Here is a 26,665-nt window from a genome sequence, read left to right on the forward strand (position 1 = left end):
AGCACACATGAATAAATACACTGCATCTGTTGTTGGTGGGTCTGGATTTACTGGGGGAGAATTACTCCGATTGCTCACGCAACATCCGTATTTTGAGGTAGTTCAGGCGACGAGTAGATCGAAGACTCATAAAACTATTGGGAATGTCCATCCTAATCTTCGCTCGGTTGACCTTCGTTTTACAGATCCAAGCGAGCTTGAGTCGGTTGATATACTCTTTGCGGCGACACCGCATGGAGTCTCAATGCAACAGATTGAGTCATTTACTGCAGCCGCTGATACCGTTGTAGATTTATCTGCGGATTTTCGGTTGAATTCAGCTGAGCAGTATGATGAGTGGTATGATGGACATGCCTGTCCAGAGTATCTTGAAGATGCAGAGTACGCCCTTCCAGAGATCAATCGGTCGAATCTCGTTGGTGCATCGTTGATTGCATCCGGTGGATGTAATGCAACAGCAACAATCCTTGGATTGAAGCCACTCTTTGATGCGGATATTCTCACTGGCGACGAGCAGGTCGTTGTTGATCTAAAGGTCGGCTCCTCAGAGGGTGGAGCTGGTGGCGGAGATGCCTCAAGCCATCCGGAGCGATCAGGGGTTGTCCGACCATATGCGCCGACAGGGCATCGTCATGAAGCCGAAATTGAGCAGTTTCTTGGACTCTCGGTATCATTTACTGCACATGCCGTTGAGATGACCCGAGGGGCAAGCGCGACCTGTCATGTATTTCCATCCGAACCGGTCTCAAATAGCGAGTTATGGGGTGCATACCATGATGTCTATGCTGAGGAGCCATTCATGCGGACAGTCGCAGGTGGTGGTGGTGTATATCGATATCCAGAGCCGAAGTCAGTCGCCGGAAGTAATTACGCTGAGGTTGGATTTGAGCGTGACCCAGAGAATCATCGGCTTGTCATATTCTCAGCGATTGATAATATGATGAAGGGTTCAGCTGGACAAGCAGTTCATGCAGCAAATATTGCGCTTGGGATTGATGAGACGACAGGACTCGAGTTTACAGGATTGCACCCGGTGGGGGCACCATAATGGAACAGACAGATGATGAATTAGACTTTGCAGAAACAGATGTCAGATCTGAAGATATGAGTAATGATGCTCACACTGGTCAAGAAGTGAATAGTAATTCGGGACATGAAGAGAAAGTTGCTCACCCAGATAATCCGGTTGTAATAAAAATCGGCGGTGCTCGTGCAGTGGATCCGGCTGATGCAGTTGAGGATATCGCAACGCTTGTTGCTGATGGGCGAGATATCATTGTTGTTCATGGCGGATCAACGGCTGTAGATAAGACACTTGAAGCACTTGGTGAGGAGCCGACGTATGTTGAGACCCCTCAAGGGATTGTTGGACGGTTTACAGATGAGAGGACAATGGAGGTGTTCTCAATGGTGCTTCCAGGAAAAATTAATACAGATCTAACCGTCTCCCTGCAGTCCGCAGGTGTCAATGCTCTTGGATTGTCAGGCGTTGATGGGGAGTTGCTTTGTGGTCCTCGGAAGTCAGCAGTCCGTATCGTTGAAGATGGACGGAAGAAGATCAAACGTGGAGACCACTCAGGAATGATCAAGACGGTGAATGAGTCGCTATTAACAACGCTACTACAGAATGACTATACACCGGTGGTGACAGTGCCAATGCTTGCCGATGATGGGGTTGCGGTTAACGCTGATGCGGACCGCGCTGCTGCAGCAATTGCTGGAGCACTCAGTGGAGAACTAGTCGTTCTCACCGACGTTGCCGGCGTATATCGCGACCCTGATACGGAATCGACACTTATTGAATCAGTTCAAACACCAGCAGAGTTTGATATCCTAAATGACGTTGCAGAGGGCTTTATGACAAAGAAAATAATGGCTGCTGAGGAAGCACTCAACAGCGGTGCAACGACTGTAATAATTGCAAATGCGAATGCAGCAGAGCCAATTACTGCTGCGTTAGCCGGTCGTGGTACCCATATCGACACGAACGCAGTTGAATCGGAGATGAATGTAATCGATACCCAGGAGCAGACACAATGACTGGCGGATTTGTATTCTCTGAGAAACCAATCGAAATTGAATCTGGAGAGGGGGCATATTTATATGGAAGCGATGGCACGTCATATCTTGACTTTGGTGCTTCATACGCTGTTGCATCTATTGGGCACGCGCATCCAGCAGTGACTGAGGCTGTCCAACAGCAGGCGGCTGATTTGACATATGTACAGGCCTCATATCCGGTTGAGACACGAACGGAACTATATCAGAAATTAGCAACACTTGCCCCTGGCGACATTGAGAATGTCTGGTTGTGTAATTCAGGGACCGAAGCAAATGAAGCGGCGATGAAGTTCGCACGATCGGCTACGGGGCGATCAAAAATCGTTGCAACGAAGCGCGGATTCCACGGACGGACAATGGGAGCGCTAGCAATGACGTGGAAGAATAAATACAAAGCGCCCTTCGAACCGCTTGCTGGCGGTATTGACTTTGTCCCATATGGCGATCAAGAGGCACTCACAGCAGCCGTTGATGAGGAGACTGCAGCAGTCTTTCTTGAACCCGTTCAGGGGGAAGGAGGAATCCATCCTGCTGACACAGAATATCTGAGATGTGCACGCGAGGCAACACAAGAGGCAGGGGCGGCGCTTGTGTTTGATGAGATTCAAACAGGTGTCGGTCGAACTGGGTCGCTTTGGGCCTCCGATGGTGCTGGTGTGACACCAGATATTCTCACGACTGCGAAAGGAATCGCCAATGGTCTCCCATTAGGGGCAACGCTCGTTCGTGATTGGATTGCAGAAGAGAGCGGGGATCATGGATCAACATTCTCGGGAACACCAATTGTCTGTGCAGCAGCAAATGCGACTCTTGAGACGATTGTTGAGGAAGATATCCCAGGCAATGCTGCTATGATTGGAGAGCATCTACAAGCAGCGATTACGGATGCAGTTGAGGATCATGACCTTCCAGTCCGGGAGATACGCGGCGAAGGATTGATGATTGGGGTTGAGGTGAAACGCGGGGCAAATCGCGTATTAAAAAATCTCGCCCTATCCGAGCAAGTGCTTGCACTTCCTGCTGGTCGAACAGTTGTGAGATTACTCCCACCATTGACCATCGATACAGCACACGCTGACACATTTATTGAGTCATTCGTTGAGGTACTTGGATGAATAACGACGATGCTTGCAGTCATACCAATGCGCATGTTCATGCCCGCATGAGTGAGGAGATACCCGATAATAAAGTGGCAGATAGTATTGACACAGTTCGTGATGTCAACGCAGATCCCACTACTAGTAGCATAGTTACTGATGGGGGCACCTCATTCACGACTCATCACAATGTATTCGATGTCCAGCCAGGATTGACAGATGGGCTTGATGATGCACAGACCCTTCTTGCTGATCTTGTGTCGATTCCATCGACCTCTGGTGAAGAATCAGCAGCAGCTGAGCGATTATGTCGATTTTTTGAATCACACGGTCGCGATGCGTGGATTGACTCAGTTGGGAATGTTCGTGCACCGGCTGATGATAGTGTGTTATTAACGTCGCATATCGACACCGTTCCAGGGGATGTCCCTGTCAAAATTGAAAATGGAGTATTGTGGGGACGAGGGAGTGTTGATGCGACTGGACCATTAGCTGCAATGGCTGTTGCTGCTGTGGAAACTGGTGTCTCTTTTGCCGGAGTTGTTCGTGAGGAGACGACATCCGCGGGAGCATGGCATCTTATCGAGAACCGCACACCCCCAGAGATTGTAATTAATGGTGAACCATCTGGGTGGGATGGGATTACTCTCGGATACCGCGGGTTTCTTTCGGGAACATATGTTGCAACGAGCGAACTCGGTCACTCATCACGACCAGAAGACAATGCAATTCAATCAGCAGTAAATTGGTGGTCGAGCGTGGCTGAATTCTTCGAATCCGAGGGTACACACAATACCGATGGTGTTTTCGAGACAGTCACAACAAAGCCAGTTGCATTCGATGGTGGTCCAACTGAGGATGGGCTTGTCGTTGAATCGACTGTCGATGTCCAATTCCGTGTGCCACCACAGTACACAATTGAGGATATACGAGAGGTTGCTGAAGGCGAGTTGAGTGATGGAAGCGTTCACTGGAAAAAGCCGATTCCACCAGTCATGAAAAGTCCCCGAACAGATGTGGCACGAGCATTTCGTGTTGCAATCCGCTCGGCTGGTGGTGAACCCCGGTTGCTCCGAAAGACTGGAACAAGTGATATGAATATTTTCTCCGGGGCATGGGATTGTCCGATGGCAACGTATGGTCCTGGCGACTCTGATCTTGACCATGCGCCAAATGAGCATCTTGATCTCGCAGAATACGACAGTGCAACTTCGGTGCTGGTTGATGTTTGTAATCGGCTCACGGATTCAGAGACAAAGACATCCACTGTGACAGACCCAGATATGGACTCTGAGACGGGGCGGGATCAGATAAAAAGCAGATCAAATCACCGTGATGCAGACCCAGAGCCAACCAAAGCATGATTCCGAGCCTGCTGTATATCATAGTGTTGTAGTGGTTGGTGAAAACCTATGAGAATCAATGTATGACAGAAAATACAGATAGTAACGATTCAATGATTGGACAATCCAACGTATCCGACAGTCGACCTGCGCGTAAGGAATAAATTAAATATCAACGTATAAACATGCCCAAATCAAGCAACTTTCTCGATATTGATGATTTGACCACCGATGAACTGCAGACTATTCTTGACCGTGCAACTGCACTCAAGCATGGTGGTGATAATGCACAATTCCCCGGGCAGACACTTGGGATGCTTTTTGAGAAACCAAGCACTCGAACACGGATTTCGTTTGAAACCGGAATGACACAACTCGGTGGACATGCAATCTTTCTCGGACCGGATGACATCCAGTTAGGACATGGTGAACCGTTGTCAGATACTGCAAGGGTCCTTTCAGGTTATGTTGATGTCGTGATGGCTCGATTATTCAATCACGATGATCTGCTTGAAATTGCTGCTCATGCCGATATCCCTGTAATCAATGGACTTACTGATGATGCACACCCTTGTCAAACGCTTGCAGATCTCTTGACAATCAAAGAGGAATTTGGCGGGTTTGATGATGTGACAGTGGTATGGATTGGAGATGGTAACAATGTTGGGCAGTCATTTGTAATCGGTGCAGCAATGGTTGGGCTTGATTTGATTGTTGCCACCCCATCAGGATACGGAATGGATCAATCAGTATTGGATCAAGCGACTGCACTTGGTCATCCACCGACTATTGCTGACACTCCAGGGGCTGCGGTAAGTGATGCGGATGTGGTCTATACCGATGTCTGGATTTCGATGGGGCAAGAGGATCAGCGCAATGAGAAATTAACAGCGTTTGAAGGGTATCAAATCAATGAATCGTTACTAGCAAATAACAGTGCTCAAGTGATGCACTGTCTGCCGGCGCATCGTGGTGAAGAAATCACCGATGAGGTGCTAACAGGCACTCGAACGCTTGTCTGGGACCAAGCCGAAAACCGCTTACATGCTCAAAAAGGACTTCTTGTCGAGTTATTATCTGAAAATTGATGAGTTACATGTTGTTACCCTGAATTATTAAATATAACCCCAGAAGGTCGATTATTCAGAGAAACCACTATCTTACCGGGATATTCCGTGCAAGAGTTTTAATCTAATCAAAGAGTAATATATTGTGTGTCGACAACTGGCAATCACAAACGGTTCTTTCCATATGAAGAACCATATCCAAACCAACATTCGGCAATGTCTGAGATTGCCGAAGCGCTTGATGAGCAACGGGACGTTCTCTTCGAAGGGGCACCTGGAACAGGAAAAACGCTCTCTGCACTGTGTCCGGCGATTGCGTACGCTCGACAGACAGATAAAACAGTTGTCATTACAACGAATGTCCATCAGCAGATGCGGCAGTTCGTCGCGGACGCACGCGCTATTGTTCACAGTGGTATAGACACAATTCGCGCTGTGGTGTTCAAAGGTAAATCGTCAATGTGTCATATCGACGTTGGATATCAAGAATGTCAAACGCTTCGAGATACAACGCGAAGTCTTGTAGATAAAGAGCGTGAGCGTACACAACTCCGCGAGCAGGCAACAGCACTGTTAGATGAGATTCGTGAGGGAAATGATGGCGCTGCATCAGCGCGAAGTGCGGTGACAGATGAGCTTGAGTCGGTTACATCCGAGATTGAGGACCTTTCTTCAGGGAACATCTGTGAATATTATCGCAATAATCTTACTGAAGCTGACGCAACTGAGGCGTTTTTTCAATGGCTATTTGATGATGTCCGAACGGCTGAAGAAATTTATGCATACGCTGAGCAACGACAATTATGCGGATATGAGCTCCTCAAAGAAGGAATCGAGGGTGTGGATCTGGTTATTTGTAACTATCACCATCTACTCGACCCGGCGATTCGTGAGCAATTTTTCCGCTGGCTTGGTCGTGATCCAGACGATATTGTTACCATCTTTGATGAAGCACATAACATCGAGTCAGCCGCACGTGATCACGCTGGGCGGACATTGACAGAAAACACATTGGAGGAGGCACTTACTGAGATTAAAGACTGTGAGGACTCACGCGCTGAACCTGCAGCAAATGTATTTGAGGCATTTCTCACAGCACTTCAAACAACGTATGCTGACGCATTTGGATTCGGTGAGCGCGAACAGGTCACATCAGAGTGGTATGACCTCACGGTTGCTAATACTGACCGCCGAGACGATCTAACACTGGAGTTTCTTCAACAATATGAGGGTCGGGGGATTGATACCGAAATTGATCTTGCACGCCAACTTGCTGAGTCAATCGACTCACGGTATGAAACAGCGTACAAAAACGGGGAAACAGCAACACGAAAAGAATGTCAGGCACTACACGCGGCAACATTTCTCAATGCATGGATGACAGATAGTGATACAGTCGGCACCCATCCGCTAATCTCAGTTCGACGCGATGAGACAACAAATGAGGTATATGCCCGCGCAGAGCTGTACACATGCATTCCACGAGCTGTTACTGCAGATCTATTTGATGAAGTTCATGCGAGCATTTTGATGTCGGCCACATTACGCCCATTCGACGTCGCTGAGGATGTACTTGGGTTATCAAATCCGGTTCAAATGGCATATGAACTAGCATACCCAGCGGAGAACCGTCGAACACTCGCAGTTAAAACACCAGCACTGTTTAGCTCGGCACGGAATGATCCTGATACACAATCGATTATCGCTGACACGCTTGCGGATGCTGCACGCTTCACGCCTGGAAATGCATTATTTTTCTTTCCATCGTATGCAGAAGCCGAACGTTATGCAACGCAGCTTAGACAGCACGATGCTGTCTCAAAGCCGGTGATGCTTGATGAATCAGGTACTGAAACAGAACCGCTCCGGCAATCATTTGTTGATCAGAACGGATGCGTGCTTTGCACCTCATTATGGGGGACACTTGCAGAGGGTGTGAGTTTTGATGATGATGATGCACGGACTGTTGCTGTCGTTGGAGTCCCGTATCCGCATCTTTCTGAACGAGCTGAGGCAGTCCAAAGCGCATATGATCGAGCGTATAGTGGGCGTAAAGATGCCGGATGGCGATATGGGATTGAAATCCCGACAATCCGAAAAACACGGCAAGCACTTGGTCGTGTTATTCGCTCACCATCAGATTATGGAGTGCGTCTGCTGATTGATAAGCGATATACACAGGAAGGTGCTGAGATGGGAAAGTATGGTGTCCGAGATCAATTCCCACCTGAAGAGCGTGCAGAGTTGATTGATGTTGAGCCATCAAAAGTACAGTTTTCGTTATTAAACTTTTATGATGATCTTGATGCGTATGATGAAACAGTACCATCTCCATCTCCTTAGCCGAACGGCTGATACCGCTTCAGCATAAAAGATTATGTAATGAGTACGCAACCGCCGGGCCCAAACGGGGTGCCGGTGTTTGGTAACAGTCGCCAGTATGCAAGCGATCCGTTCACTTTCCTTCGGAGCGTTGCAGACGCTTACGGTGATGTGGTACGATTCAGTCTTGGTCCACTTGACACGTATATGTTGACAAATCCTGTAGATATTGAGCGTGTGCTGGTCACAGATGATCAAAAGTATCAGAAACCAGACTTTCAGGATGATGCCATCGGAACGCTCCTTGGAGATGGACTGCTCCTAAGTGAAGGTGAAACATGGCAGAAACAACGTCAACTCGCACAGCCAGCGTTCGGTCCGAAGCGAATCACATCGCTTGCGGGGACAATGACTGATCATACGAGGGGAATGCTTGATGAGTGGGAGTCTGGAGATATTAAGGATGTTCACCTCGAAATGGCGCGCGTAACGGTACGGATTATCGTTGAAGCCATGTTTGGTACATCATTAACTGACACGCAAACAACAGCAGTTCAGGAAAATCTTGAACCACTAGGTAAACGATTTGAACCGGATCCGCTTCGATTTATTATTCCAGATTGGGTACCAACACAGGAAAATCAGGAATATAATAAATCTGTCAGCGTGCTTGAGGATATAATCGATGAGATTGTCTCCGAGCGTCGTGGAACCGAAACAAATCCTGATATTGACCCGGGTGCGGGTAGTGATGATGACCCGATGGATTTATTATCTATTTTACTTCGGGCAAAACAACGGGGTGAGCAGACAGATAAACAGCTTCGCGATGAGATGATGACGATACTGTTAGCTGGACATGATACCACAGCGCTTACACTGACTTACACATGGTATCTTCTCTCGGAGCACCCAAAAGTAAGAGATCAAGTGCATGAAGAGCTTGCGTCGGTTTGCGGTGGGGAGACACCGACAATGGCTGATACCCGGTCATTAGATTATACCGAGCGTGTCTTACAAGAATCGATGCGCATGTATCCGCCGGTGTATGTTATTTTTCGTGAGCCACAAGTTGACGTACGGCTTGGTGGGTATCGAATCCCAGCAGGGTCAGCAATTATGTTACCACAATGGGTTGTTCATCGGTCGCCACGATGGTATGATAATCCAACAACATTTGATCCAGATCGATGGCGTCCAGAGCGTCGAGCAGACCGACCACGATTTTCATACTTCCCATTTGGTGGAGGACCACGTCATTGTATCGGGAAACATCTCTCAATGCTAGAGGCAAAGCTTATTTTAGGAACAGTCGCTCAAACATATGAATTGGATTACGTACGGGACCGTCCATTTGATCTTCGAGGATCATTGACAATGCACCCTGATGAGCCGATGGGAATGCGAGTCATCGAGCGCTAAGACTGATTGTCGCCGCATTTTCGCGGTATCGACTATCCCATATATGAAGACTACTAACTGTCCATGTGATTGGGTCAATTGATTGATATTCGATAAATTGTGTTGCATCTGCGATATCACCGCCCCGTGCGAGTGTTATGTGTGGAATATAATTGCTACCCTCAAGATCACGAATAGTATCAAACGATTTGCATAATTGAGTATGTAATGTCATGAGTGATTGACTCTCGACAACAAGATAGACAACGGGGGCGGTCCCTCCCGGTGGATTCTCAAAGAAGTCAATCCCAGTGACTGATAGTTCAATTTGATTAGGAGTAGCAGTTGATGTAAGAATCGGACGAAGTTGTTCACGGAGCACAGGGAGTGAGATATCTGTAGAGGTTTGTTTATTATATCCGTTGGTAGTGTCTGCTTCAAATCGTTTGAGCACAAGGGTTTGACGCTCGCGTCGACTATCGAAAGACATCAAATCAGCGTGAAGACTGGTTGCAAGCCGTGAAACATGGCTTGGAAGTGGCACATTAACACTGAACATTAATATTACATACGTGTGATTAGAGTAAAAAGCCTCATTGCTCAAGCAAACTTGCAAATCATAACTCGGTTCTGAGCGTGAGGTATCTTACATTTTGAGGGCTGGAAATGGCGGATAGGAGGACCTCTCACAGGAATCTAAGGGTTGACCGCACATCAATTCACTCCAGTAGAATCCATTTGATCGATTCTTGAGATATATTAAATGAGCGCTTTTTGAGGCTGCTTTGACCAAGGTTTGTGTCAATTTTCTAATTTATAACATTGAGTCGGAAAATAATTCACACCGCTCAGCCTACACCGCTCAGCTCAGTCCTTGCTGAATGTTACTAGTGAGCTAGGTATTAGCAGGAGATTGATTTAACCTGAATAACCGTTATAATTTTATTACGTGACTCTGCTAATCATATGCATGTCTCATCAGCGTGTACCATCCGGGTCGAAAGGGTCATCAGAACGAACAAAATCAGGGCTAAATCAACGATTGTGGGCACGGATTCAGACTCACTTGAACACTTGGTCGGACCGGTATGTCTCAATGCGAGTCAGCGCTCGGGTAGGACGTCAGGATTGATCACAGAAGCACAAAGAGAAATCCCGGCGCCCTTCAGCGTCAGGAGGATGTCAATGCGCAGTTCAAAAAAGTAATTAGAGCTGCTTTTTTGTTTCAGCTCAATTATTCCGCTGACTCACGAACGGTAATAACGGGAACCGGCGAGTGTCTAACAACTCGCTCTGTGACACTTCCGACAAGGTAATGATCAAGCCCAGTCCGACCATGTGTTCCCATCACCACGGCATCAACTGATTCATCTGTAGCTATTTCAAGTATTGATTCATGCGGGATTCCTTCAGTGATTGTTTGTTCGGTGTCAATATCATCAGGCATTCGCTCAATGGCATTTTCAGTCGCTGACACTGCATGCTCATGTTCGGCGTTTTTCCATACATCAGGGGCAATGCCGCTACTTGGGCTATTGAATCGATTGCGTCCATCAGCAACGGAGATAACATGAACTGTGCTGTCAGCGAGCGCAGCGAGTGACCCAGCATGATCAGCTGCAATCAATGAGGCAGTACTCCCGTCTGTTGGTAAAAGAATTGTTTCATACATCAGTCAGATCCCACCAGCGGCCATCATAAATAGTGCTACAGCGATGATCGCAAATAAACCTCCGACGAATGTTTTAATTGTGTTTGTACTGAGTGCATTTGAGACATATGGGGCAATCTGTCCCCCAAGGACAGTTGCTGGAACGGTGAATATAACCATATTCCATGGTGTTGAGGCAAGACTAATGCTATGCCCACCGACCAGCCCGCCACCAAAGACGTGTACAACCGAAGCAAGAACAGCGGTCAGGGCAACGACAATATGATTTGTCCCAATGGCAACGCGGACTGGGACCTTTGTCCCAAGCATTGAGATAATCCCAAGTTCACCAACGCCAAATCCAGCTAATCCCTGAAATATCCCACCAATGCTATAATTTCCAAATCGACGGAGGTATCCAGCGCGGGTATACTGATAATCATCACCTTGACGATCGACGCGTGTGACCTGACCATTTTCATCTGTGCTGACACCAGCCGGTCCAAGTTTATCTTCATCATTTGGAAGTGATGAGATACCACCATCGGATGCCGTACGATCGATATTTGTGTCATCATCAACGCTTTCAGCTGATGTTTCATTTTCATGATCAAGATCGGTCTGAAATAGCAGATACGAAGCAGCAAGTAATGCAATTGCAAGGAGACCATGGAACAGCGGCTCTGGGATAATGAATGATAAGAGTGCGCCACCGACGACGAATGGAATGGCGCCAGCAACAAGTGCAATCGACAGTCGACGATCAACAAGACCATGCTGGATGAACGCAACAGCCGAGCTTGAGAGCCCAAATGCTTCACTAATCAATCCGACTTTGACGAGCGTTTCAGGCTCGAGCGGTTGGGCAAACAGTGGGAAAATAAAAATCAAAAATGGGACAAATACCGCAGAACCGCTAATCCCGACAGTATTGACCATTGTTGCGCCAAGAAGGAACGCCGGAAAGAGCCACCAGTATTGAACCCAATACTCAATGCCGACGTTAGTCGGGGTAGGGGCAATAAGTAATACAGTCGTAATAAATGCAATAGGTGCAATCAGGACGAAGATATGCTGGTATCGCAAGAACGACTTCTGAATATGACTATATGAGACGGAACTCATGTGTGAATTGAATATAGTGTAATTTTATTGAAACAGGATTACTCGAGCGCAAAGCGTTGCGTGTGGGTTACGCGAATAGGTGCGTTGTTATGATTGGTGGGTATCAGCAAACATAACTGAATTATCGATATGTGTAATAAAAAAGTCATCAACCGCGAAAATGACGATGGTAACAGAGGATGATGGGTCGACACGACGGATGAAGAATGAAAAGTGGTGCTTTGTGACATCTTACGTTATACTCCTATTCGTGTTTTGCTGTTGGGGAGTATTGATTTGCTCCAATGATAAGTAATATTGTGCCATAATATAATATTCCAATCGATAAGAATAAAACTTCATATTTGCGGGAGAAATTCGTTATGTGGACACGAACAGTATCTGAGCATCTCTGTTGTTGTCATTATCGATCATTAATACTTGGATATTAGACATACTCGAGTGGAGAGAGGTCCATCAATTACTATCGGTAGATGAGGGTGATGCAAGTGGGTCTTGACCAGGATTAACTCCATTGGCTCCATCCTCAGCCTCATTATGATCTAATCCGAATTCACGTTGGATGTCACGGATCTGATCCCGAATATCAGCGGCTAATTCAAATTCAAGATCTGATACGGCTGACTCCATTCGTTCCTCTAGCGTTTCAATCTGTATGCGCGCTTCCTGTTTATCAACCGGGGTCTCGGTCGTTCTTGTCGTAGAGTCATCATCACTTCCTGGAAGATTCGTCTCACCGATTGCTTTTTGAATCGTTTGTGGGTCATACCCATGCTCTTCATTATATTTACGCTGGATCTGACGGCGTCGCCGAGTCTCATCTATTGCTGCTGACATTGAGTCTGTGATTTCATCTGCATAAAGAATGACTTCACCTTCGACGTTACGCGCTGCACGGCCCATTGTCTGAACAAGTGTAGTTTCAGATCGAAGGAACCCTTCTTGATCAGCATCAAGAATGGCGACAAGTGATACTTCGGGGATATCAAGTCCTTCACGAAGAAGATTAATTCCAACAAGGACATCAATTGTACCCAGTCGAAGGTCACGAATGAGTTCATGTCGTTCAAGCGTATCCGTCTCATCATGCATATATGCCACATCAACACCCGCCTCTTCAAGAAACTCAGTCAAGTCCTCAGACATTCGTTTTGTGAGCGTCGTAACAAGGACTCGTTCATCGCGCTCAACACGCTTGTTAATTCGATTGAGCAGATCATCAACCTGCCCAGTTGCATCCGCAACCTCAATTGCAGGATCAATCAGGTGTGTTGGTCGGACAATTTGCTCAACTACTTGTTCAGAGTGCTCGCGCTCGTATGTCCCAGGCGTTGCTGAGACATATAATCGGGTCCCAGTTTTTTTCTGAAACTCTTCGAAGGTGAGTGGGCGGTTATCGTATGCTGTTGGAAGACGAAATCCGTTTTTTACAAGAGAATCTTTTCGAGATTTATCGCCTGCAAATTGTCCTCGGATTTGTGGGAGTGTCTGATGTGACTCATCAACAACAGTCAAAAAATCATCGGGGAAGTAATCTAATAATGTATGGGGCGGGTCGCCTGAATCTCGATCAGACATATGCACTGAGTAATTCTCAATTCCCGAGCAGTATCCCGTTTCTCGGAGCATCTCTATATCAAATGTTGTGCGCTCTTCAATTCGCTGTGCTGCCACAAGGTCACCCTGACGTTCAAAGTATTGGATTCGGTCGGTCATCAATGTTTCAATCTCATCGATAGCCGATTCGAGTTTTGCCTCCGGAATCGAGTAATGCTCTGCAGGATGGACAAGCACTGCTGGTTCCTCAGAGACAACATTGCCAGTAAGCGGGTCAAGTTTTGACAATCGGTCGATCTCATCACCCCAGAACTCAATCCGGACGGCATACCGACCGTACATTGGATATACCTCAACAGTATCACCACGAACGCGAAATGTCCCCTGTTGGAAGTCGACATCATTGCGTTCATAATTCAGGTCAACAAGTTGTGCAAGAAGTTCATCTCGATTGATTTGACTACCTACCTCAAATCTGAGAGCCATATCGGTGTAGTTTGCCGGGTCACCGAGCCCATAGATAGCAGAAACCGAAGCAACAACAATGACATCATCACGCGTGAGGAGTGAACGAGTTGCTGAGTGACGAAGTCGGTCAATTTCTTCGTTTATTGAGAGGTCTTTATCAATATACGTGTCCGTTTGTTCGACATATGCCTCTGGCTGATAATAATCATAGTATGAAACAAAATATTCGACTGCATTATCCGGAAACAACTCACGAAACTCTTCATACAGTTGTGCTGCTAACGTCTTATTATGTGCAATAACAAGCGTTGGTCGCTGTATTTCTTCGACAACCCACGAAACGGTATTTGTCTTTCCAGAGCCTGTAACACCCAATAACGTCTGCTCAGTCATCCCAGCGTCAAATCCTGACGCAAGCGAATTAATTGCATCCGGCTGATCTCCCGCTGGGTCAAAAGGCGCGTCAACGCGGAAATCACGATCAACCGCCGGTCGATCAGGCGAGAGCGGCCCCGATTTGGATGTATTGCTCATTATTAATTTTTTGTAGGCCGATATACTTGAGCGAGTTGGTCTATAGGGTCGATAGTATGACAACGTGAACTGGGTAATCGAGTATGCAGACTCCTGAGTATCATATCAACGTGTGATACTGTCTGGTGATGATAAGTATCAGCAATATCAATATATCATAGTGATTCAACAAACTTCTGGGTGAACTGATTCATAGTGATTAGTTCGAATAGTTTCACCGACGGTGTCGAATGACGCGGTTTCAGCGGCTCCTATCACGGCACGGATAATCACGGCGGTAAAGACTTGCACTAATCACTATCACTCATTCGATGCGAGAGAACTATTCTGACCGATATATGTCTAGTTAAGCATCAAATTCTTCTGTGAACTACTAAATATATTAATATATCATGATGCTTATATTGTAAAACATTTTGCGCTGCAGTGATATATTATATCACATGGATCAAGAACGACTGCAGAATGCAAGTGAAAAGCTCCGTGCAGCAAGCGAGACTGCGGATGGAAGTATCCAACGAACATTATATGAGCAATCAAATAGTATCGCAGAACTGGCAGCACGCAGTCAGCAAATACATGAACGTCAACTTACTGAGCAACTAGATGATCTTCAGACCCTAATAGAGACCGTTGAAGAGGCAGATGACACTCCAGAGGATGTGAACGAGTATCTCCATCAAGCCAAATCTGATCTTACAGCGGCTCATGGTGAGTCTGACTCGAGTGCTCACTGAATATATTGAATATAGAATAGTTTGTCCTAGAAAAATAAATGAAACAAGTTGTAAGCGAGCATATCGACATCAGCAGACATTCTTTGGCTTGATTCCCATTTGTTCAAGTGAATCAACGTATTCGTCATATGCTGCCTCAATAACTGCGTCGGCGCTGTTTTGCGCATCCTCCCACGCAGTATCACTCTCACAGGTTGAATTAAGCGCTGTGAGTATACGATCACGGTCAGACTCAATCATGCGTTTAAGATCACGGAACTCGTTGGCCGTTTTTGTGTCGGCATTTCCGATAAAAAAGCCAACCATTTGGCTCACTTGCTCAATCGTAATAAGTGAGCGTGCTAGAAGTCCACCAAGTCGGGAGGCTATTGTTTCCATTGATTCTAATACATCATACAAGCGAGGTCGGCTGACTGCTTCTTTTTGAGATATATCAGGGTTAAGATCCATAGCGCGTTTACCTGCATCAGTTGCGATAAGAGCAAATACCGCATCCGGGTCTGTTTCATCGATTTCGTCTACATGACCGTCAGTATCTGAAATGTTATTATCAATCCATTCGTCAGTAACTGTTGAAATTGCATCGGCATTGATTGCTGCTGCAGCGCGAACAATACCACCGTCCATCTCCCCGTTGGTTATTGCGTACATTGCTTTCGAGGAGCCAAGTCGGGAGAATGCGGTTTCATGATCGTCTCGAAGTGTTGCTGCAAGGTCTGAGGCGTCCATCATATGCCCTGATATTCGAGATGCGACTGTTTGTACCCATCGTTGCCGTCAGAAAGGTGTCTCTCAGTCATAATGGGTGATGCAGATCATTGTTAATCAGAGAGTTCACTCGAGTACGAAAGTAACGCTATGACTATCATGATATTCTTAGGAAGCCATATTAGCAATTTCCGAAAGTCTCGAATTGGTAGATGATATAATGCAGTTGTGCCTGCAATTCGTGCGCTCCGTACTGGTTTGCGCCTCTTAACAGCGCGATCATCGGCGATACTACCGGTGTATTTGCTTGCAACTGGTCTATATGGTGTTGCTCGCGCCCCAATTATTATTGCTGGGCTGCTCACGGTCTGGATTATTGACCAGAATGGACAACTTGGAACTCTTATTGATACTATCAATCAGGCACGCGAAGGAAGTGCAACTGGGAGTGATCCAGCAGTGGTCACACAAGCGATGAACGAGACACTCGGTTCAATCATTACGCCAGCAATCATTCTGGTCATAGCGGTCAGTGTGATACTCGCTATTGCAATAATAGTGGTATCCTCAGCTCTCAATGGAGCAATGACTGTCGGAGCGATTATCGGGGTGCTGAATGATGTCAATGGCATTGAATCCGGTCTCAAAAGTGCAAAGCAACACTGGCGTGCAATGTTGATCGTTCGATTAGTATTTGCTGTGAGTGTTATCAGTGCGCTCGGATTGCTTGCGGTGATAAGAATCGGATTTGGATTTGGGATTGCAGGAGACGGGACAACAGCGGGAGTGATTAGTACGCTTATTAGTGTATTATTTGGGTTGGTCGGGATTGTTGGGGTTGTGGTTATATGGGTGTTATTTGCGTTCGCCGAGCAGGCTGTTGTCATCGATAATCAAAGTGGAACCGAGGCTGTAGCTCAAAGTGCACGGCTTCCAATGCATCGTCCACGCCTCCTCATCGAGTATCTCATGATTACTGTTGGAGCGATCATGTTCAGTATAATAGCTGGCAGAATTGCTATGTTCGGTGGCGTCAGTCGTCTGATAACTATTATCGCATTGATTATTATTCCAGCGGTTATTGATGGATTCAAAACGTCAGCATACGCAAATCAGACATTTACTGATAAATCGACTTCATCACTACAACAAGGAGGTATCTGGAAGCGAGGCGCAATCAATCGGAGTATTCGAGCTGTCGTGAGATTTATGCGAGAACATCCAATCGCAAATTTAGGATCAGTCGGCTGTCTTATTATTGGCGGAATTATTGGATGGCAGAAAACGATGAATATCTCGACACCGGTCTCGGTTGATAATATCGGTGCTAGCTTCGGGATGTTTCCGTTTGGGGTGTTCATCAATCTCGCAGTGAATAATTGGCTTGTCGCTGCCGGATTAGCTTATGGCGGTATTGTAGTTGGTGTACCTGCCATTGTCGGGCTTGTATTTAACGGAATTATTATCGGCGCTGTTGGAGGGGCAGTCCCGCAAGAGGTATTTATCGCATCCGTCGCCCCGCATGGTATCATTGAGATTCCAGCAATCATTGTCGGCGGAGGCACTGGGCTTTGGCTTGGAAGCGTATTGATACGCGCAGTCCGTGGTGATGTCACCACTGAATCGGGGGCAGATGCAATCTATCAAGCATATCAAATTTTACTTGGATTGATACCGTTCTTTATTCTTGCAGCATTCATTGAGGCGTTCCTGACAGCATCAATTGCTGGGTTATTACTCGAAATGGTGGCTATGATACTGTGAACACTGAATGATGCAGTTACCAGTGTATCATATTAATCATCAAAAAAAGAAAGCTTACTTCACTCAACTGCACTATTTGAGCAATTGCGTTAGTCTGCCCCACCAGTCTCAATTGGTGCGCCAACAAGATTGCCCCATTCAGTCCAGGAGCCGTCATAGTTCACAACTTCATCATAGCCAAGAAGTTCATGCAGCGCGAACCAAGCAATTGAGGAGCGTTCGCCAATTCGGCAATACGCAACAGTTGTTTCTGAACCATCAATATCATAGTCTGCATAGATTGATTCGAGTTCCTCCGCAGATTTGAATGTTCCATCATCATTGACCGTATCAGCCCAAGAGATATTTGATGCTCCTGGGATGTGACCTCCACGCTGTGCGGTTTCATTGAGTCCAGGTGGTGCGAGAATCTCACCAGAGAACTCTTCTGGTGATCGAACATCCACGAGTGGAAGATCTTGGTCAATGGCATGGTCAACATCATCTCGATATGCGCGGATTGACTCAAAGGGACCACGGGCTTCATACTCAACAGTAGGGTACTCCGGAACCTCATCGGTTACTGGATAGTCATTATCAAGCCAATAGTCGCGAGCACCGTTCAGTAACCGGACGTCATCGTGACCATAGTATTTGAATTGCCAGTAGGTGTATGAGGCAAACCAATTAGAATTATCGCCATAAATGATAACCGTTGAGTCATCTGAGATCCCGTGATTTCCGAGAAGTGTTTCAAAATCTTCCTTATCAAGAATATCACGAGTGGTTGGGTCCTGAAGTTGTGTTTCCCAATTAAATCCAATCGCACCGGGCGCATGCGCCTCATCATACGCCTCCGTATCAACGTCGACCTCAACAAGACGATAGTCAGGATCATCACTTTGGATTTCATCGAGTCTGTCTGTAACCCACTCAGGTGATACTAACACATCTTTTGCATAATCATCAGTTGTCATTACGTCTACGTGGATGTACTGTGTCGGTTTAACTCCCACAGCGACGGCGTGTCCTGCCAATCCTCCGGTTAACCGGTGTTTTTTGCCGAGTTATCGGCGTGATGAATATCAACACAGGTAGATGGAGAGAACAACAAAGACAGTGGCAATAACTACCAGCAATATATTCTTATTTCTCTGACAAAATTAATAATAAAATTACTCACGAAATTTAAATTGAGCACGTTCAATAGTATGAGACGGTGTATTTGGGTATGGAAACAGGAGCCGTCGTCGACATGTCGTGGCTCGCTACACGGGTCGACGCAATAACAGGAGCAGCACCGATATCAAAGCCAGATACACGTTCAGGGACCGGTTCACAGCGCGGTGATATGAGCGAATCGCAAGACACCACAAATAGCAATATTGAGTTGGACAACAGCGTCGATATTAATCTAGACCAACTCTCGATTGTTGACGTTCGAGATACATGGGAGTTCGAAGGGATTGGACATATTCCAGAGGCAGTAAATATTCCGTTTGATTCATTTCGCAGCGAAGCAGGCGATACTGGAATGTTACCTGAGCGTGATGATTGGGAAAGGCTTCTAACAACGGCTGGAATCGCGAAGACTGACGATATCGTCGCATATGATGATACACATGGTGTCTTTGCTGCCCGATTCCTTCTCACAGCGGAGGTATACGGGCATCCACCTGAGAAACTTCATCTGCTTAACGGGGATTACAGTGCATGGAATCAAGCATATAACACGATATCCGGGACAGACACTAATACGACTCACTCATCAGCATATCAAGCAACTGCCCAATCAGATGTATCATCTTCGCCACTTGTTGGATATGAAACGGTGCGGACTGCAGTTGATGATCCAGCGGCTGTATTGGTTGATACCCGCGATCCTTCAGAGTACGCAGCCGGTCACCTCCCTGGTGCGATTAATCTCGATTGGCGGGCAGTTGTTGATGATGAAACGCGAGGATTGAAACCTCCGAAAGAGCGGAAAGCAATATTTGACTCTGCTGGGATAACCTCAAAGACCCATGTTGTTCTATATTGTAATACGGCTCGTCGGATCAGTCACACATATATTGTTTTGCGCTCACTCGGATACACAGATATTGACTTCTATGAGGGAAGTCTCACCGAATGGCGGGCTCGTGATGGAGCACTCGAAACCGAGGGGACAACGTGAACTACCCTACCCTACCTTACCCTACTCGCTCACAGTTGATGCCGGTCGCTCCTTGAGACTAAGGCTTCCTGTCTCAACGACGCGCTGTACATCCACAACATCGGAACTACCCGAGAGGGTATGAACATAACCAGCGGGAGTGCAGTCTCCACAGGTGTTGTGTCTTCGGACTGTCCAGTCCTCATTTCTTGAAACCACGCGACAACATGTTAATCGCAGCGTTCACATCTCTGTCCGCTTCGAAGCCACACAGGACAAGTGTGGTCACGTACACACAGCGACTTGTCTGTTTTGACGCCACATGACGCACATTCCTTTCGTGTCTTCCGGGTCAACCTCCACGAAGTGCGTGCCTTCACGCTTGCACTTGTGTTCAAACAGTGTGGTGAATGTGTCCCACGCTGCCGAAACTGTGTTCTGACTATTCCCAGCAGACTCCAGCATCGATTTCACATCCAAATCCTCGATAGCCACCAAGTCGTACTCGGTAGCGTAGTAATTGGAGAGTTTGTGCAGGAAGTCGTGGCGCTTCCGCTTGACTCGCTGGTGGCACTCAGCCACCCTCAACCGTTGTTTCTCCCAGTTGTTCGACCCCTGTTCCTGTTGTTTCCGTGAGAGCGACCTCTGTTCGCGCTTGAGTCGCTCTTGTTCGCCTCTCAGGTCAACTGAGCCAACCGCACGCCCACCCATGTCGTGAGCGTACTTGAGGATGCCAAGGTCAATGCCGATACAGCGGTTGGGGTTGTCTGGTTTCTTCGGTTCTTTTTTGCCTTCGACAGCGAAGGAGGCGCACCACTCATCAGTCCGTTCTTTCTTGATATAGACCTCTTTGACAGTGACATCCTCGGGAAAATCATGGTGAACAGTAATAGGAATATCAGCAATTTTCGAGAGTGAGAGGACGGTCTGACCGTTCTTCTTGTCGAACTCGAAGCCAGACTGTACATACGTGAAAATCTGAAACTCGCTTGGTGATTTCCAATTGAGACTCCCGACGTTGTACCCGTTCTGTTTGAGTCCTGAGAAAGCTTTGATACTCTTTTCAATGCGCATCACAGTGGTTACGACACCGTAGAGTACAGGTCGTTGAGGTCGGTCCACCAGTCCTTGAGGTCAGTGAGTTGGTCGCGGACTTGGCGCACTCGTTGGTTGAGCGTTCCCACTGATTTGGCGATTTTGTTGAACTTGGTAAGCGCGTTGTTGTATAATTTCCGACAGGTATCACGGTGATAGTCCAGTGTCTCTCGCTGGGCTTCGGTCGGGTGCAGTCGATACCTGTAGGCGTAATGCATGGATTACTCGTTGGGTTCTGATGTTCGGACGTTTTGGACATTTTTCACGTCTGCGTCTCGCCAGTTTTTCGGAACGAGGACGTGTGCGCCGTTGCCGGTGGCTTTTATTTCGCCTTTGATGACTTCGTGATCTTCAATTTCATGTCTATCCATTACTAATCATATTTATATTATGATATGTTAATAGAGATGAATCGATATCGGCTTACAATCGATACCGGAGAATGCTTCAGCAGTTGGCGGAAATAATTTTAGTATGATTCACGGCGCGACACCTACTGTGAGGAGTGTACCCCACGTCCGGTAGCGGTCGATCATTGCCTCGCGAGTCTCCCAGTCTTCTATTGGAAAATCATCAGCTGGCGGTATTTCAGTTTCCTCATCGGGTATTGTGTCCTGTTCGGCAATGTATAGTCCAGCTTCACGAAACTTCTCTCGGTATTGTGTCTGATCCCATAATTGCATATCGACGCTGATTCTATCCTGCCACCTGTGTGTGTGTTGTGATTCATCAAAGAAATTGACTGCACAGAAGAATTTCCCACCACTTCGGAGTACTCGCCGAATTTCAGTAAGTACCTGAAGCGGGTCCTGAGAATAATAGAAGGCTTCCATACTCCAGATGTGATCAATAGCTCCATCAGCGAATGGAAGTTGATGAAAATCCCCCTCAATGAATGATAATAGCGAGTCAGTCGTATATTCTCGTGCATTCTGTACCATTTTTGGACTTCCATCGAGACCGACACTCATTCCGATATCCTGTGTTTCCCGAAGAGCACGCAGGGCATATCCTGACCCTGTTCCAAGGTCGAGAATGGTTTCCCCATCCTCAATGGGCATGCGTGATAATGCATATTTTGCCGTGTGCCAATGTCGCTCTTCCATTCCGCGGTCCCTTCCTGTATTTGCCCATTGGTCGAACTCCTGTCGGACACTCATTATTGATATTTATTCCTATTTCTGTAAGGTGGTGTCGGTTTAGACATATGTTCTTAGTAACAATCTCTACGATAATTGAGTCTGACTACTATAGCTTAATTGATAATAAAATGTAATGATCGAACAGTAGTATTTATGCAAATGACTCCAGTGAAATTAAGTCAGCAGAATCAATGCTACAGGTATGGAGTATGGTCTCGCTATCGAGAGTGCGCCAGAATCAATTCCTGCTGGAACTGGAGTATTATTATTACATCCGAGTATTGGTGAAACTGACCGGATTGATACAGACTTTTTGAAAACAGATACTGATAATTTCTTGGTCATTTCAACGCGGACGACAGCTCGGGAGGTTAATCAGAAACTCGAATACTACGATGTCGATGAGTCACGAGCCGTCATTCTTGATGCGCTCTCAGTTGAGCGAGGGTACTCACGGCGGGAATCAGACCGTGTTCATTATATTTCAGCACCTGATGATCTTGATGGAATCGTTGATCGGACAGACGAATTCTTAACTAAATATGATGGAAAATGCCGGATAAGTCTTGATTCAGTGACTGAATTGGCGTATTACGCTGATGTTGACGGTGCGTATGAGGCGACTGATAAATTGCTGAAGCTGCTTGTTGAAAATGACGCAGTCGGGCTTTTCCATCTTTCAAAGGAGGTTCATGAGACAGCAACGATTGAACGCTTCCGTAATCGATTTGATGCTGTTGTTGAACTTGGTGTTGATGGAAATGTCACTGTTGATTTCTGAGTAAATGATCCACAGCTAATATTTCCGACAGATATCTTTTGATTGCAAACTCATCATTACCGTAGTTAGTCAAAAACTCAAAATATATTAACAGTATATATGAATGACACATTACTCATATCTGATGATTTGGGTAAATGAGGGACATATGACTGCGGTTGTGGTATTCATTATTCATTTGAATTGAATCAATTAATCCAGACTTTCACTCTCATCAAGCTTTTCGAACGTCTTTCGTCCCCATCGAACAGCATATTCAGCATCATACTCAAGAAATGCCTGAGTATCCAGCGCGGTGAATGGTGTTGGAAGTTCAAGATCATGTTTAATTGCTGAGCATGCATATTCAGTTGCATCAGCAAATCCTGTTTCACCCCGAGCAACGGCACCTGGGAGTTCCTCAAGTCGATCATTAAGTCGATTACCCGCATCATGCCATGCGGTATATAATTCTGGGTGTGTCTCATCCAAAGAATTGAACGTTGGTCGTGTTTGCAACCCGACCCATGCGTCATATAATGCAACCGCAAGTTGATACACCTCTGCTGGTCCAAGTGGAACAGCTGAATCTAATTCAGTGTACGCTGATTCGAAAAATGGGAGGAAATGCTCAGGAACGCCAGTATCGATTTGAACAATTGCCTCTGCAATAAGAAATTCAAGAAATTGTGTTGGTGTTCCTGCCGCCCGTTGTTTAATCAATATTGTTGGAGGGGTTGTTTGACGGGTCCATGTAACAGTACCATCACCAGGCATACCGATTGTGAATTCTGATCCAGCATATTGTATGAGTGGTGATGGAGCATCTGATGGAAGCCAATCTGTTGGGTAACTGGAAGGGGTAACACTCTCAACGAATATTCCAAGTCCTTCTGCTATTGCTGGTGGAATTGTCTCAAAGTCCGATTCAACATCAAGGATAATCGCGTTAGGAGCATACGCGTCTTTAATTGCTGCAACAGGGGATGAGAGTTCTCGGTGGTCGAACATATCCTGTGTTTGTGGTCCGGGGTCTTCAGCATCCGGATTATCGACACAAGATAAAGAACATATGAGAAATCAATCGAAACTAGCGAAGATTTGTGCATGAACATATCAAAGATATTGATAGAAATAGGGAGTGTATATATACTCGAAGTGAATCGAAATATCATTTCACTAATAATTGCCTAGCCAAAAGCAATAACGAATATCAGAAAAATCGTCAGAGCAGCCGATATGCTAATCGTTCCAAGAACAATCTTTGTTGCGCGACTCATGCTCGGCTGAACTCAGTCATTATTCTTAAATGCTTCAATATCGCTCGCCAAGAGATAACTACTGAATCATATTCCAGAGATTAATTACTCTGTCTACAAGCGAATTAATTTGTGTTGTCCGATAATTCACGACCGGCATTAGGGACTTCAATGACATATCGTCCGTCTTCTTGTAATGAGATAATATACTCCGAGCGGTCATACAATTCCATCAGATTGAGTTCGTACTGCCCTGGTGCGACAATGCGGATACTCTCGAACTGCTGATTTAATTCAGTTCGAAGGTCATCGAGACCTGGATCATCAGTATCAGTCGATGATTCAGAGGATGATTGAGAATCGCCTGTGGACGTCTGAGAGTGATCTTTCGAGGATGAGTCTAATGACTCCGAGTGTGATTGAACCTCTTGTTGTGGGTGCCCTTCGGCGTCTGAGGATGCCCCCATGGCTGCAAGCTCTTCAGGTGAAATAATATCTCCCCGAGCGCTTGCCTGTGCGTTATTTTCATCATCTTTCTCAGAGGGATTATGTAATTTTGAATCTTCAGCCGAAGTTGTGGTGTCCGATGTGGGATTATCAATATGGTGAGGAGTACTAATCGGATCGGTGTTATCGTCATTTTCCTCATTACCTTGATTTGGATCAGCATGTGGCCATGGGTCAAACTGAGAGTCTGAATCTGATTGATTGGTATGCTCGTTATCCGTGGATGTATTCGTGGTGTGTTTGTGCTCTGGACTTGACCCAGCACCTACGCCATCATACTCTGTCGTGTCTGGTTTTGGAACTGGATCACTGTTAGATCGTGAAGGTTGAGTATTCGTGTTGATTTTGGACTCATTTTGATGATTCGCTGCTGAGTGCGTATCTGATTGTGGTTGTGAGTCACGGTCAGGGTCGGACCGTTGGGGGTCAGATTGCATTCCAGATTCAGATTCCTGTGATGATGGGCGAAACTGGAACTTATTTCCGCCGCAGTCCGGACACCCAGAGAGCATTTGTTTGGATCCATCAGGGAACACGCGACCGCAGTTTGTACATTCGTGTGGCATTTAATTAGTGGTGTCCGTATGATAGTCGTTGTATGATGTAGTGTGACGTAATATGTGATTATTTTTACGTTGAGCCTTTTCTCTCACGGTGGATTATTTATGTGAAATAAACGCACTAATGAGGTTTTCATCCTTATGAAGTGTCTCAATCTGGTCTGCTGGTCCGATGACTGTGAGTTTCTGCGGAGATTCACCTCCAATTAGTCGTCCAAAGAGACTGGTATTGTTAGCAGTTGATTGTGGGTATGTTTCAATTTCGATACCGTTGAATTCATCAGGGCTGATTTCGGTCATTGTTACTTCAATAAGACGAGATTCCTCATCTGGCGAGAGTCCCTCTTCAAGAATAACGATATTACCCTCACGAACACCATCAAGAATTAATCGAATCTTCTCCATGGTCGCGAGATCTTCCATTCGAGATCCACTGATCATATCAATCTGAACGCCATCAATATGTGGGTCCTCAGTTTCATCAGGTGTTACTTCTGGCATTGCATTCACCCAAAGTACTCCGCAATTTTGCCGTATACCTCATCCATGTTCGTTCCTTCAAGTGCTGACAGTGGCACAGTTTCATGTTGTGGGAACGCGTTCGATATTTGTTGGACGTTTGATGCTGTGAGATCAGTCTTATTTGCAAATATAAGCACTGGGAGGTCTTGACTCTCAATTATTCCGATAAGCATTGTGTTCACCTGTGTAAATGGATCTTGCGTACTATCAAGAACATATATAACACCATCAACATCTTCTCGGAGCCAGTGCATTGCCTCAGCAACTCCCTCTGTCGCTTCACGAGAGCGCCGGACAGCATCATCTTTCTCCATATCATGTTCCAGAAACTCCTTATAGTCGACTTTAGTTGTGACACCAGGCGTATCAACGATATCAATGTTGACTGTCTTGCCGTCTCGGCTAATCTCAACATTCTCTTTTCGTCGTGCGCGACGCGTCTCATGTGGGATTTGACTCTCAGGACCCACTGCGTCACCAGTCCAATCACGGGCAATTCGGTTTGCGAGCGTCGTTTTCCCAGCGTTTGGTGGACCATAAATACCGATCCGTTTCGGGTCTGAATCCGAAAAGAGCCGGTCGACGACCCGTACAATATTTTTACGTAGATTTGTAATTAATCCCATCCTGTCCTCCCACGCCTCTTGAGTGGTACCAACTGTCCCGAAGTGGCGTATGGCGGTATCACGTTGTTGTGGTCACTTAAAACCGCGTCAGACATCAACATATAATATGACATCTAAGGATTCCCCGCTCAAAATTATATCTAGCATCTGGCATCTTAGGTCTAGCCTTGATGAATATAGTGGATAGCACTATTGCACTTGTTTTTACAGGTAATTGATATTAAC

24 protein-coding genes and 1 pseudogene are annotated in these 26,665 nt (G+C 46.2%); 11 read left to right on the plus strand and 14 right to left on the minus strand.

What is annotated here, in order from left to right; genetic code table 11:
* Positions 1-7 precede the first annotated feature (7 nt).
* From argC to HQRW_RS14130, 7 genes are all read left to right on the plus strand, one after another.
* Complete coding sequence (gene argC / locus HQRW_RS14100; RefSeq protein ID WP_014557123.1) at positions 8-1,048, plus strand: N-acetyl-gamma-glutamyl-phosphate reductase; 1,041 nt, start codon at positions 8-10, stop codon at positions 1,046-1,048.
* Positions 1,048-2,040, plus strand: coding sequence for an acetylglutamate/acetylaminoadipate kinase (locus tag HQRW_RS14105; RefSeq protein WP_014557124.1), 993 nt, complete (start codon positions 1,048-1,050; stop codon positions 2,038-2,040). Before argC ends, HQRW_RS14105 begins: the two co-directional genes overlap by 1 nt.
* On the plus strand, positions 2,037-3,176 hold the full coding sequence (locus HQRW_RS14110; RefSeq protein WP_011572885.1) for an aspartate aminotransferase family protein: 1,140 nt from the start codon (positions 2,037-2,039) through the stop codon (positions 3,174-3,176). The genes HQRW_RS14105 and HQRW_RS14110 overlap by 4 nt, the downstream gene beginning before the upstream one ends.
* Complete coding sequence (locus tag HQRW_RS14115) at positions 3,173-4,522, plus strand: [LysW]-lysine hydrolase (protein WP_014557125.1); 1,350 nt, start codon at positions 3,173-3,175, stop codon at positions 4,520-4,522. The genes HQRW_RS14110 and HQRW_RS14115 overlap by 4 nt, the downstream gene beginning before the upstream one ends.
* 164 nt (positions 4,523-4,686) lie before the next feature.
* On the plus strand, positions 4,687-5,589 hold the full coding sequence (argF, locus tag HQRW_RS14120) for an ornithine carbamoyltransferase (RefSeq protein ID WP_014557126.1): 903 nt from the start codon (positions 4,687-4,689) through the stop codon (positions 5,587-5,589).
* A 126-nt stretch (positions 5,590-5,715) separates the two neighbouring features.
* Positions 5,716-7,911: an ATP-dependent DNA helicase gene (locus HQRW_RS14125; RefSeq protein WP_014557127.1), complete on the plus strand. Its 2,196-nt coding sequence runs from the start codon at positions 5,716-5,718 to the stop codon at positions 7,909-7,911.
* 39 nt (positions 7,912-7,950) lie between these two features.
* Positions 7,951-9,312, plus strand: coding sequence for a cytochrome P450 (locus tag HQRW_RS14130; protein ID WP_014557128.1), 1,362 nt, complete (start codon positions 7,951-7,953; stop codon positions 9,310-9,312).
* Here HQRW_RS14130 and HQRW_RS14135 read toward each other — a convergent pair.
* From HQRW_RS14135 to uvrB, 4 genes are all read right to left on the minus strand, one after another.
* Positions 9,299-9,850 carry a 2'-5' RNA ligase family protein gene (locus HQRW_RS14135; RefSeq protein WP_014557129.1) on the minus strand — a complete coding sequence of 184 codons (552 nt, stop codon included), beginning with the start codon at positions 9,848-9,850 and terminating at the stop codon, positions 9,299-9,301. The two genes, HQRW_RS14130 and HQRW_RS14135, sit on opposite strands and share 14 nt — an antisense overlap.
* 675 nt (positions 9,851-10,525) lie before the next feature.
* Positions 10,526-10,963, minus strand: a complete 438-nt coding sequence (locus tag HQRW_RS14140; protein WP_011572891.1) for a universal stress protein — start codon at positions 10,961-10,963, stop codon at positions 10,526-10,528.
* 3 nt (positions 10,964-10,966) lie between these two features.
* Complete coding sequence (locus HQRW_RS14145) at positions 10,967-12,067, minus strand: sulfite exporter TauE/SafE family protein (protein ID WP_014557130.1); 1,101 nt, start codon at positions 12,065-12,067, stop codon at positions 10,967-10,969.
* A gap of 456 nt (positions 12,068-12,523) precedes the next feature.
* Positions 12,524-14,626 carry an excinuclease ABC subunit UvrB gene (gene uvrB, locus HQRW_RS14150; protein ID WP_011572893.1) on the minus strand — a complete coding sequence of 701 codons (2,103 nt, stop codon included), beginning with the start codon at positions 14,624-14,626 and terminating at the stop codon, positions 12,524-12,526.
* 443 nt (positions 14,627-15,069) lie between these two features.
* Between uvrB and HQRW_RS14155 the strand changes: the two genes are divergently transcribed.
* Positions 15,070-15,363: a DUF7553 family protein gene (locus HQRW_RS14155; RefSeq protein WP_014557131.1), complete on the plus strand. Its 294-nt coding sequence runs from the start codon at positions 15,070-15,072 to the stop codon at positions 15,361-15,363.
* 69 nt (positions 15,364-15,432) lie between these two features.
* Here HQRW_RS14155 and HQRW_RS14160 read toward each other — a convergent pair whose 3' ends face one another.
* Positions 15,433-16,092: a hypothetical protein gene (locus tag HQRW_RS14160; protein ID WP_014557132.1), complete on the minus strand. Its 660-nt coding sequence runs from the start codon at positions 16,090-16,092 to the stop codon at positions 15,433-15,435.
* A gap of 207 nt (positions 16,093-16,299) precedes the next feature.
* Between HQRW_RS14160 and HQRW_RS14165 the strand changes: the two genes are divergently transcribed.
* Positions 16,300-17,835, plus strand: a complete 1,536-nt coding sequence (locus HQRW_RS14165; protein ID WP_014557133.1) for a stage II sporulation protein M — start codon at positions 16,300-16,302, stop codon at positions 17,833-17,835.
* Between the two features lie 89 nt (positions 17,836-17,924).
* Here the strand turns inward: HQRW_RS14165 and HQRW_RS14170 are convergent, their stop codons facing one another.
* On the minus strand, positions 17,925-18,791 hold the full coding sequence (locus HQRW_RS14170) for a sulfurtransferase (protein ID WP_014557134.1): 867 nt from the start codon (positions 18,789-18,791) through the stop codon (positions 17,925-17,927).
* A 254-nt stretch (positions 18,792-19,045) separates the two neighbouring features.
* Between HQRW_RS14170 and HQRW_RS14175 the strand changes: the two genes are divergently transcribed.
* Positions 19,046-19,990 (plus strand): sulfurtransferase, encoded by a 945-nt coding sequence (locus HQRW_RS14175; RefSeq protein WP_014557135.1) that lies wholly within the window; start codon positions 19,046-19,048, stop codon positions 19,988-19,990.
* Between the two features lie 21 nt (positions 19,991-20,011).
* Here the strand turns inward: HQRW_RS14175 and HQRW_RS14180 are convergent.
* The 3 genes and pseudogenes from HQRW_RS14180 to HQRW_RS14185 all read right to left on the minus strand — a co-directional run bounded on the left by HQRW_RS14180 (position 20,012) and on the right by HQRW_RS14185 (position 22,224).
* Positions 20,012-21,282, minus strand: a pseudogene (locus HQRW_RS14180) (RNA-guided endonuclease InsQ/TnpB family protein).
* A 3-nt stretch (positions 21,283-21,285) separates the two neighbouring features.
* Positions 21,286-21,435 carry a DUF2080 family transposase-associated protein gene (locus HQRW_RS15740; RefSeq protein WP_014557137.1) on the minus strand — a complete coding sequence of 50 codons (150 nt, stop codon included), beginning with the start codon at positions 21,433-21,435 and terminating at the stop codon, positions 21,286-21,288.
* A 108-nt stretch (positions 21,436-21,543) separates the two neighbouring features.
* Positions 21,544-22,224 carry a class I SAM-dependent methyltransferase gene (locus HQRW_RS14185; RefSeq protein ID WP_014557138.1) on the minus strand — a complete coding sequence of 227 codons (681 nt, stop codon included), beginning with the start codon at positions 22,222-22,224 and terminating at the stop codon, positions 21,544-21,546.
* A gap of 184 nt (positions 22,225-22,408) precedes the next feature.
* Between HQRW_RS14185 and HQRW_RS14190 the strand changes: the two genes are divergently transcribed.
* Positions 22,409-22,987 carry a DUF7090 family protein gene (locus HQRW_RS14190; protein ID WP_011572901.1) on the plus strand — a complete coding sequence of 193 codons (579 nt, stop codon included), beginning with the start codon at positions 22,409-22,411 and terminating at the stop codon, positions 22,985-22,987.
* 192 nt (positions 22,988-23,179) lie between these two features.
* Here the strand turns inward: HQRW_RS14190 and HQRW_RS14195 are convergent, their stop codons facing one another.
* From HQRW_RS14195 to HQRW_RS14210, 5 genes are all read right to left on the minus strand, one after another.
* Positions 23,180-23,977, minus strand: coding sequence for a DUF7089 family protein (locus HQRW_RS14195; protein ID WP_014557139.1), 798 nt, complete (start codon positions 23,975-23,977; stop codon positions 23,180-23,182).
* A gap of 179 nt (positions 23,978-24,156) precedes the next feature.
* Positions 24,157-24,246 (minus strand): hypothetical protein, encoded by a 90-nt coding sequence (locus HQRW_RS17190; protein WP_455429224.1) that lies wholly within the window; start codon positions 24,244-24,246, stop codon positions 24,157-24,159.
* Between the two features lie 104 nt (positions 24,247-24,350).
* Positions 24,351-25,298 carry an OapC/ArvC family zinc-ribbon domain-containing protein gene (locus tag HQRW_RS14200; RefSeq protein WP_014557140.1) on the minus strand — a complete coding sequence of 316 codons (948 nt, stop codon included), beginning with the start codon at positions 25,296-25,298 and terminating at the stop codon, positions 24,351-24,353.
* 93 nt (positions 25,299-25,391) lie between these two features.
* Entirely contained in the window at positions 25,392-25,793 is a 402-nt protein-coding gene (locus HQRW_RS14205) for a DUF2073 domain-containing protein (RefSeq protein WP_011572904.1), read from the minus strand.
* A gap of 5 nt (positions 25,794-25,798) precedes the next feature.
* Positions 25,799-26,440, minus strand: coding sequence for an Era-like GTP-binding protein (locus HQRW_RS14210; protein WP_011572905.1), 642 nt, complete (start codon positions 26,438-26,440; stop codon positions 25,799-25,801).
* Between the last annotated feature and the right edge of the window lie 225 nt (positions 26,441-26,665).

Source organism: Haloquadratum walsbyi C23 (assembly GCF_000237865.1).
GTDB lineage: Archaea > Halobacteriota > Halobacteria > Halobacteriales > Haloferacaceae > Haloquadratum > Haloquadratum walsbyi.

Coding starts and splice junctions, on each gene's coding strand:
- argC (WP_014557123.1), top strand. CDS start 8: ATGAATAAATACACTGCATCTGTTGTTGGTGGGTCTGGATTTACTGGG.
- HQRW_RS14105 (WP_014557124.1), top strand. CDS start 1,048: ATGGAACAGACAGATGATGAATTAGACTTTGCAGAAACAGATGTCAGA.
- HQRW_RS14110 (WP_011572885.1), top strand. CDS start 2,037: ATGACTGGCGGATTTGTATTCTCTGAGAAACCAATCGAAATTGAATCT.
- HQRW_RS14115 (WP_014557125.1), top strand. CDS start 3,173: ATGAATAACGACGATGCTTGCAGTCATACCAATGCGCATGTTCATGCC.
- argF (WP_014557126.1), top strand. CDS start 4,687: ATGCCCAAATCAAGCAACTTTCTCGATATTGATGATTTGACCACCGAT.
- HQRW_RS14130 (WP_014557128.1), top strand. CDS start 7,951: ATGAGTACGCAACCGCCGGGCCCAAACGGGGTGCCGGTGTTTGGTAAC.
- HQRW_RS14135 (WP_014557129.1), bottom strand. CDS start 9,850: ATGTTCAGTGTTAATGTGCCACTTCCAAGCCATGTTTCACGGCTTGCA.
- HQRW_RS14140 (WP_011572891.1), bottom strand. CDS start 10,963: ATGTATGAAACAATTCTTTTACCAACAGACGGGAGTACTGCCTCATTG.
- HQRW_RS14145 (WP_014557130.1), bottom strand. CDS start 12,067: ATGAGTTCCGTCTCATATAGTCATATTCAGAAGTCGTTCTTGCGATAC.
- uvrB (WP_011572893.1), bottom strand. CDS start 14,626: ATGAGCAATACATCCAAATCGGGGCCGCTCTCGCCTGATCGACCGGCG.
- HQRW_RS14155 (WP_014557131.1), top strand. CDS start 15,070: ATGGATCAAGAACGACTGCAGAATGCAAGTGAAAAGCTCCGTGCAGCA.
- HQRW_RS14160 (WP_014557132.1), bottom strand. CDS start 16,092: ATGGACGCCTCAGACCTTGCAGCAACACTTCGAGACGATCATGAAACC.
- HQRW_RS14170 (WP_014557134.1), bottom strand. CDS start 18,791: ATGACAACTGATGATTATGCAAAAGATGTGTTAGTATCACCTGAGTGG.
- HQRW_RS14175 (WP_014557135.1), top strand. CDS start 19,046: ATGGAAACAGGAGCCGTCGTCGACATGTCGTGGCTCGCTACACGGGTC.
- HQRW_RS15740 (WP_014557137.1), bottom strand. CDS start 21,435: ATGGATAGACATGAAATTGAAGATCACGAAGTCATCAAAGGCGAAATA.
- HQRW_RS14185 (WP_014557138.1), bottom strand. CDS start 22,224: ATGAGTGTCCGACAGGAGTTCGACCAATGGGCAAATACAGGAAGGGAC.
- HQRW_RS14190 (WP_011572901.1), top strand. CDS start 22,409: ATGGAGTATGGTCTCGCTATCGAGAGTGCGCCAGAATCAATTCCTGCT.
- HQRW_RS14195 (WP_014557139.1), bottom strand. CDS start 23,977: ATGTTCGACCACCGAGAACTCTCATCCCCTGTTGCAGCAATTAAAGAC.
- HQRW_RS17190 (WP_455429224.1), bottom strand. CDS start 24,246: ATGAGTCGCGCAACAAAGATTGTTCTTGGAACGATTAGCATATCGGCT.
- HQRW_RS14200 (WP_014557140.1), bottom strand. CDS start 25,298: ATGCCACACGAATGTACAAACTGCGGTCGCGTGTTCCCTGATGGATCC.
- HQRW_RS14205 (WP_011572904.1), bottom strand. CDS start 25,793: ATGCCAGAAGTAACACCTGATGAAACTGAGGACCCACATATTGATGGC.
- HQRW_RS14210 (WP_011572905.1), bottom strand. CDS start 26,440: ATGGGATTAATTACAAATCTACGTAAAAATATTGTACGGGTCGTCGAC.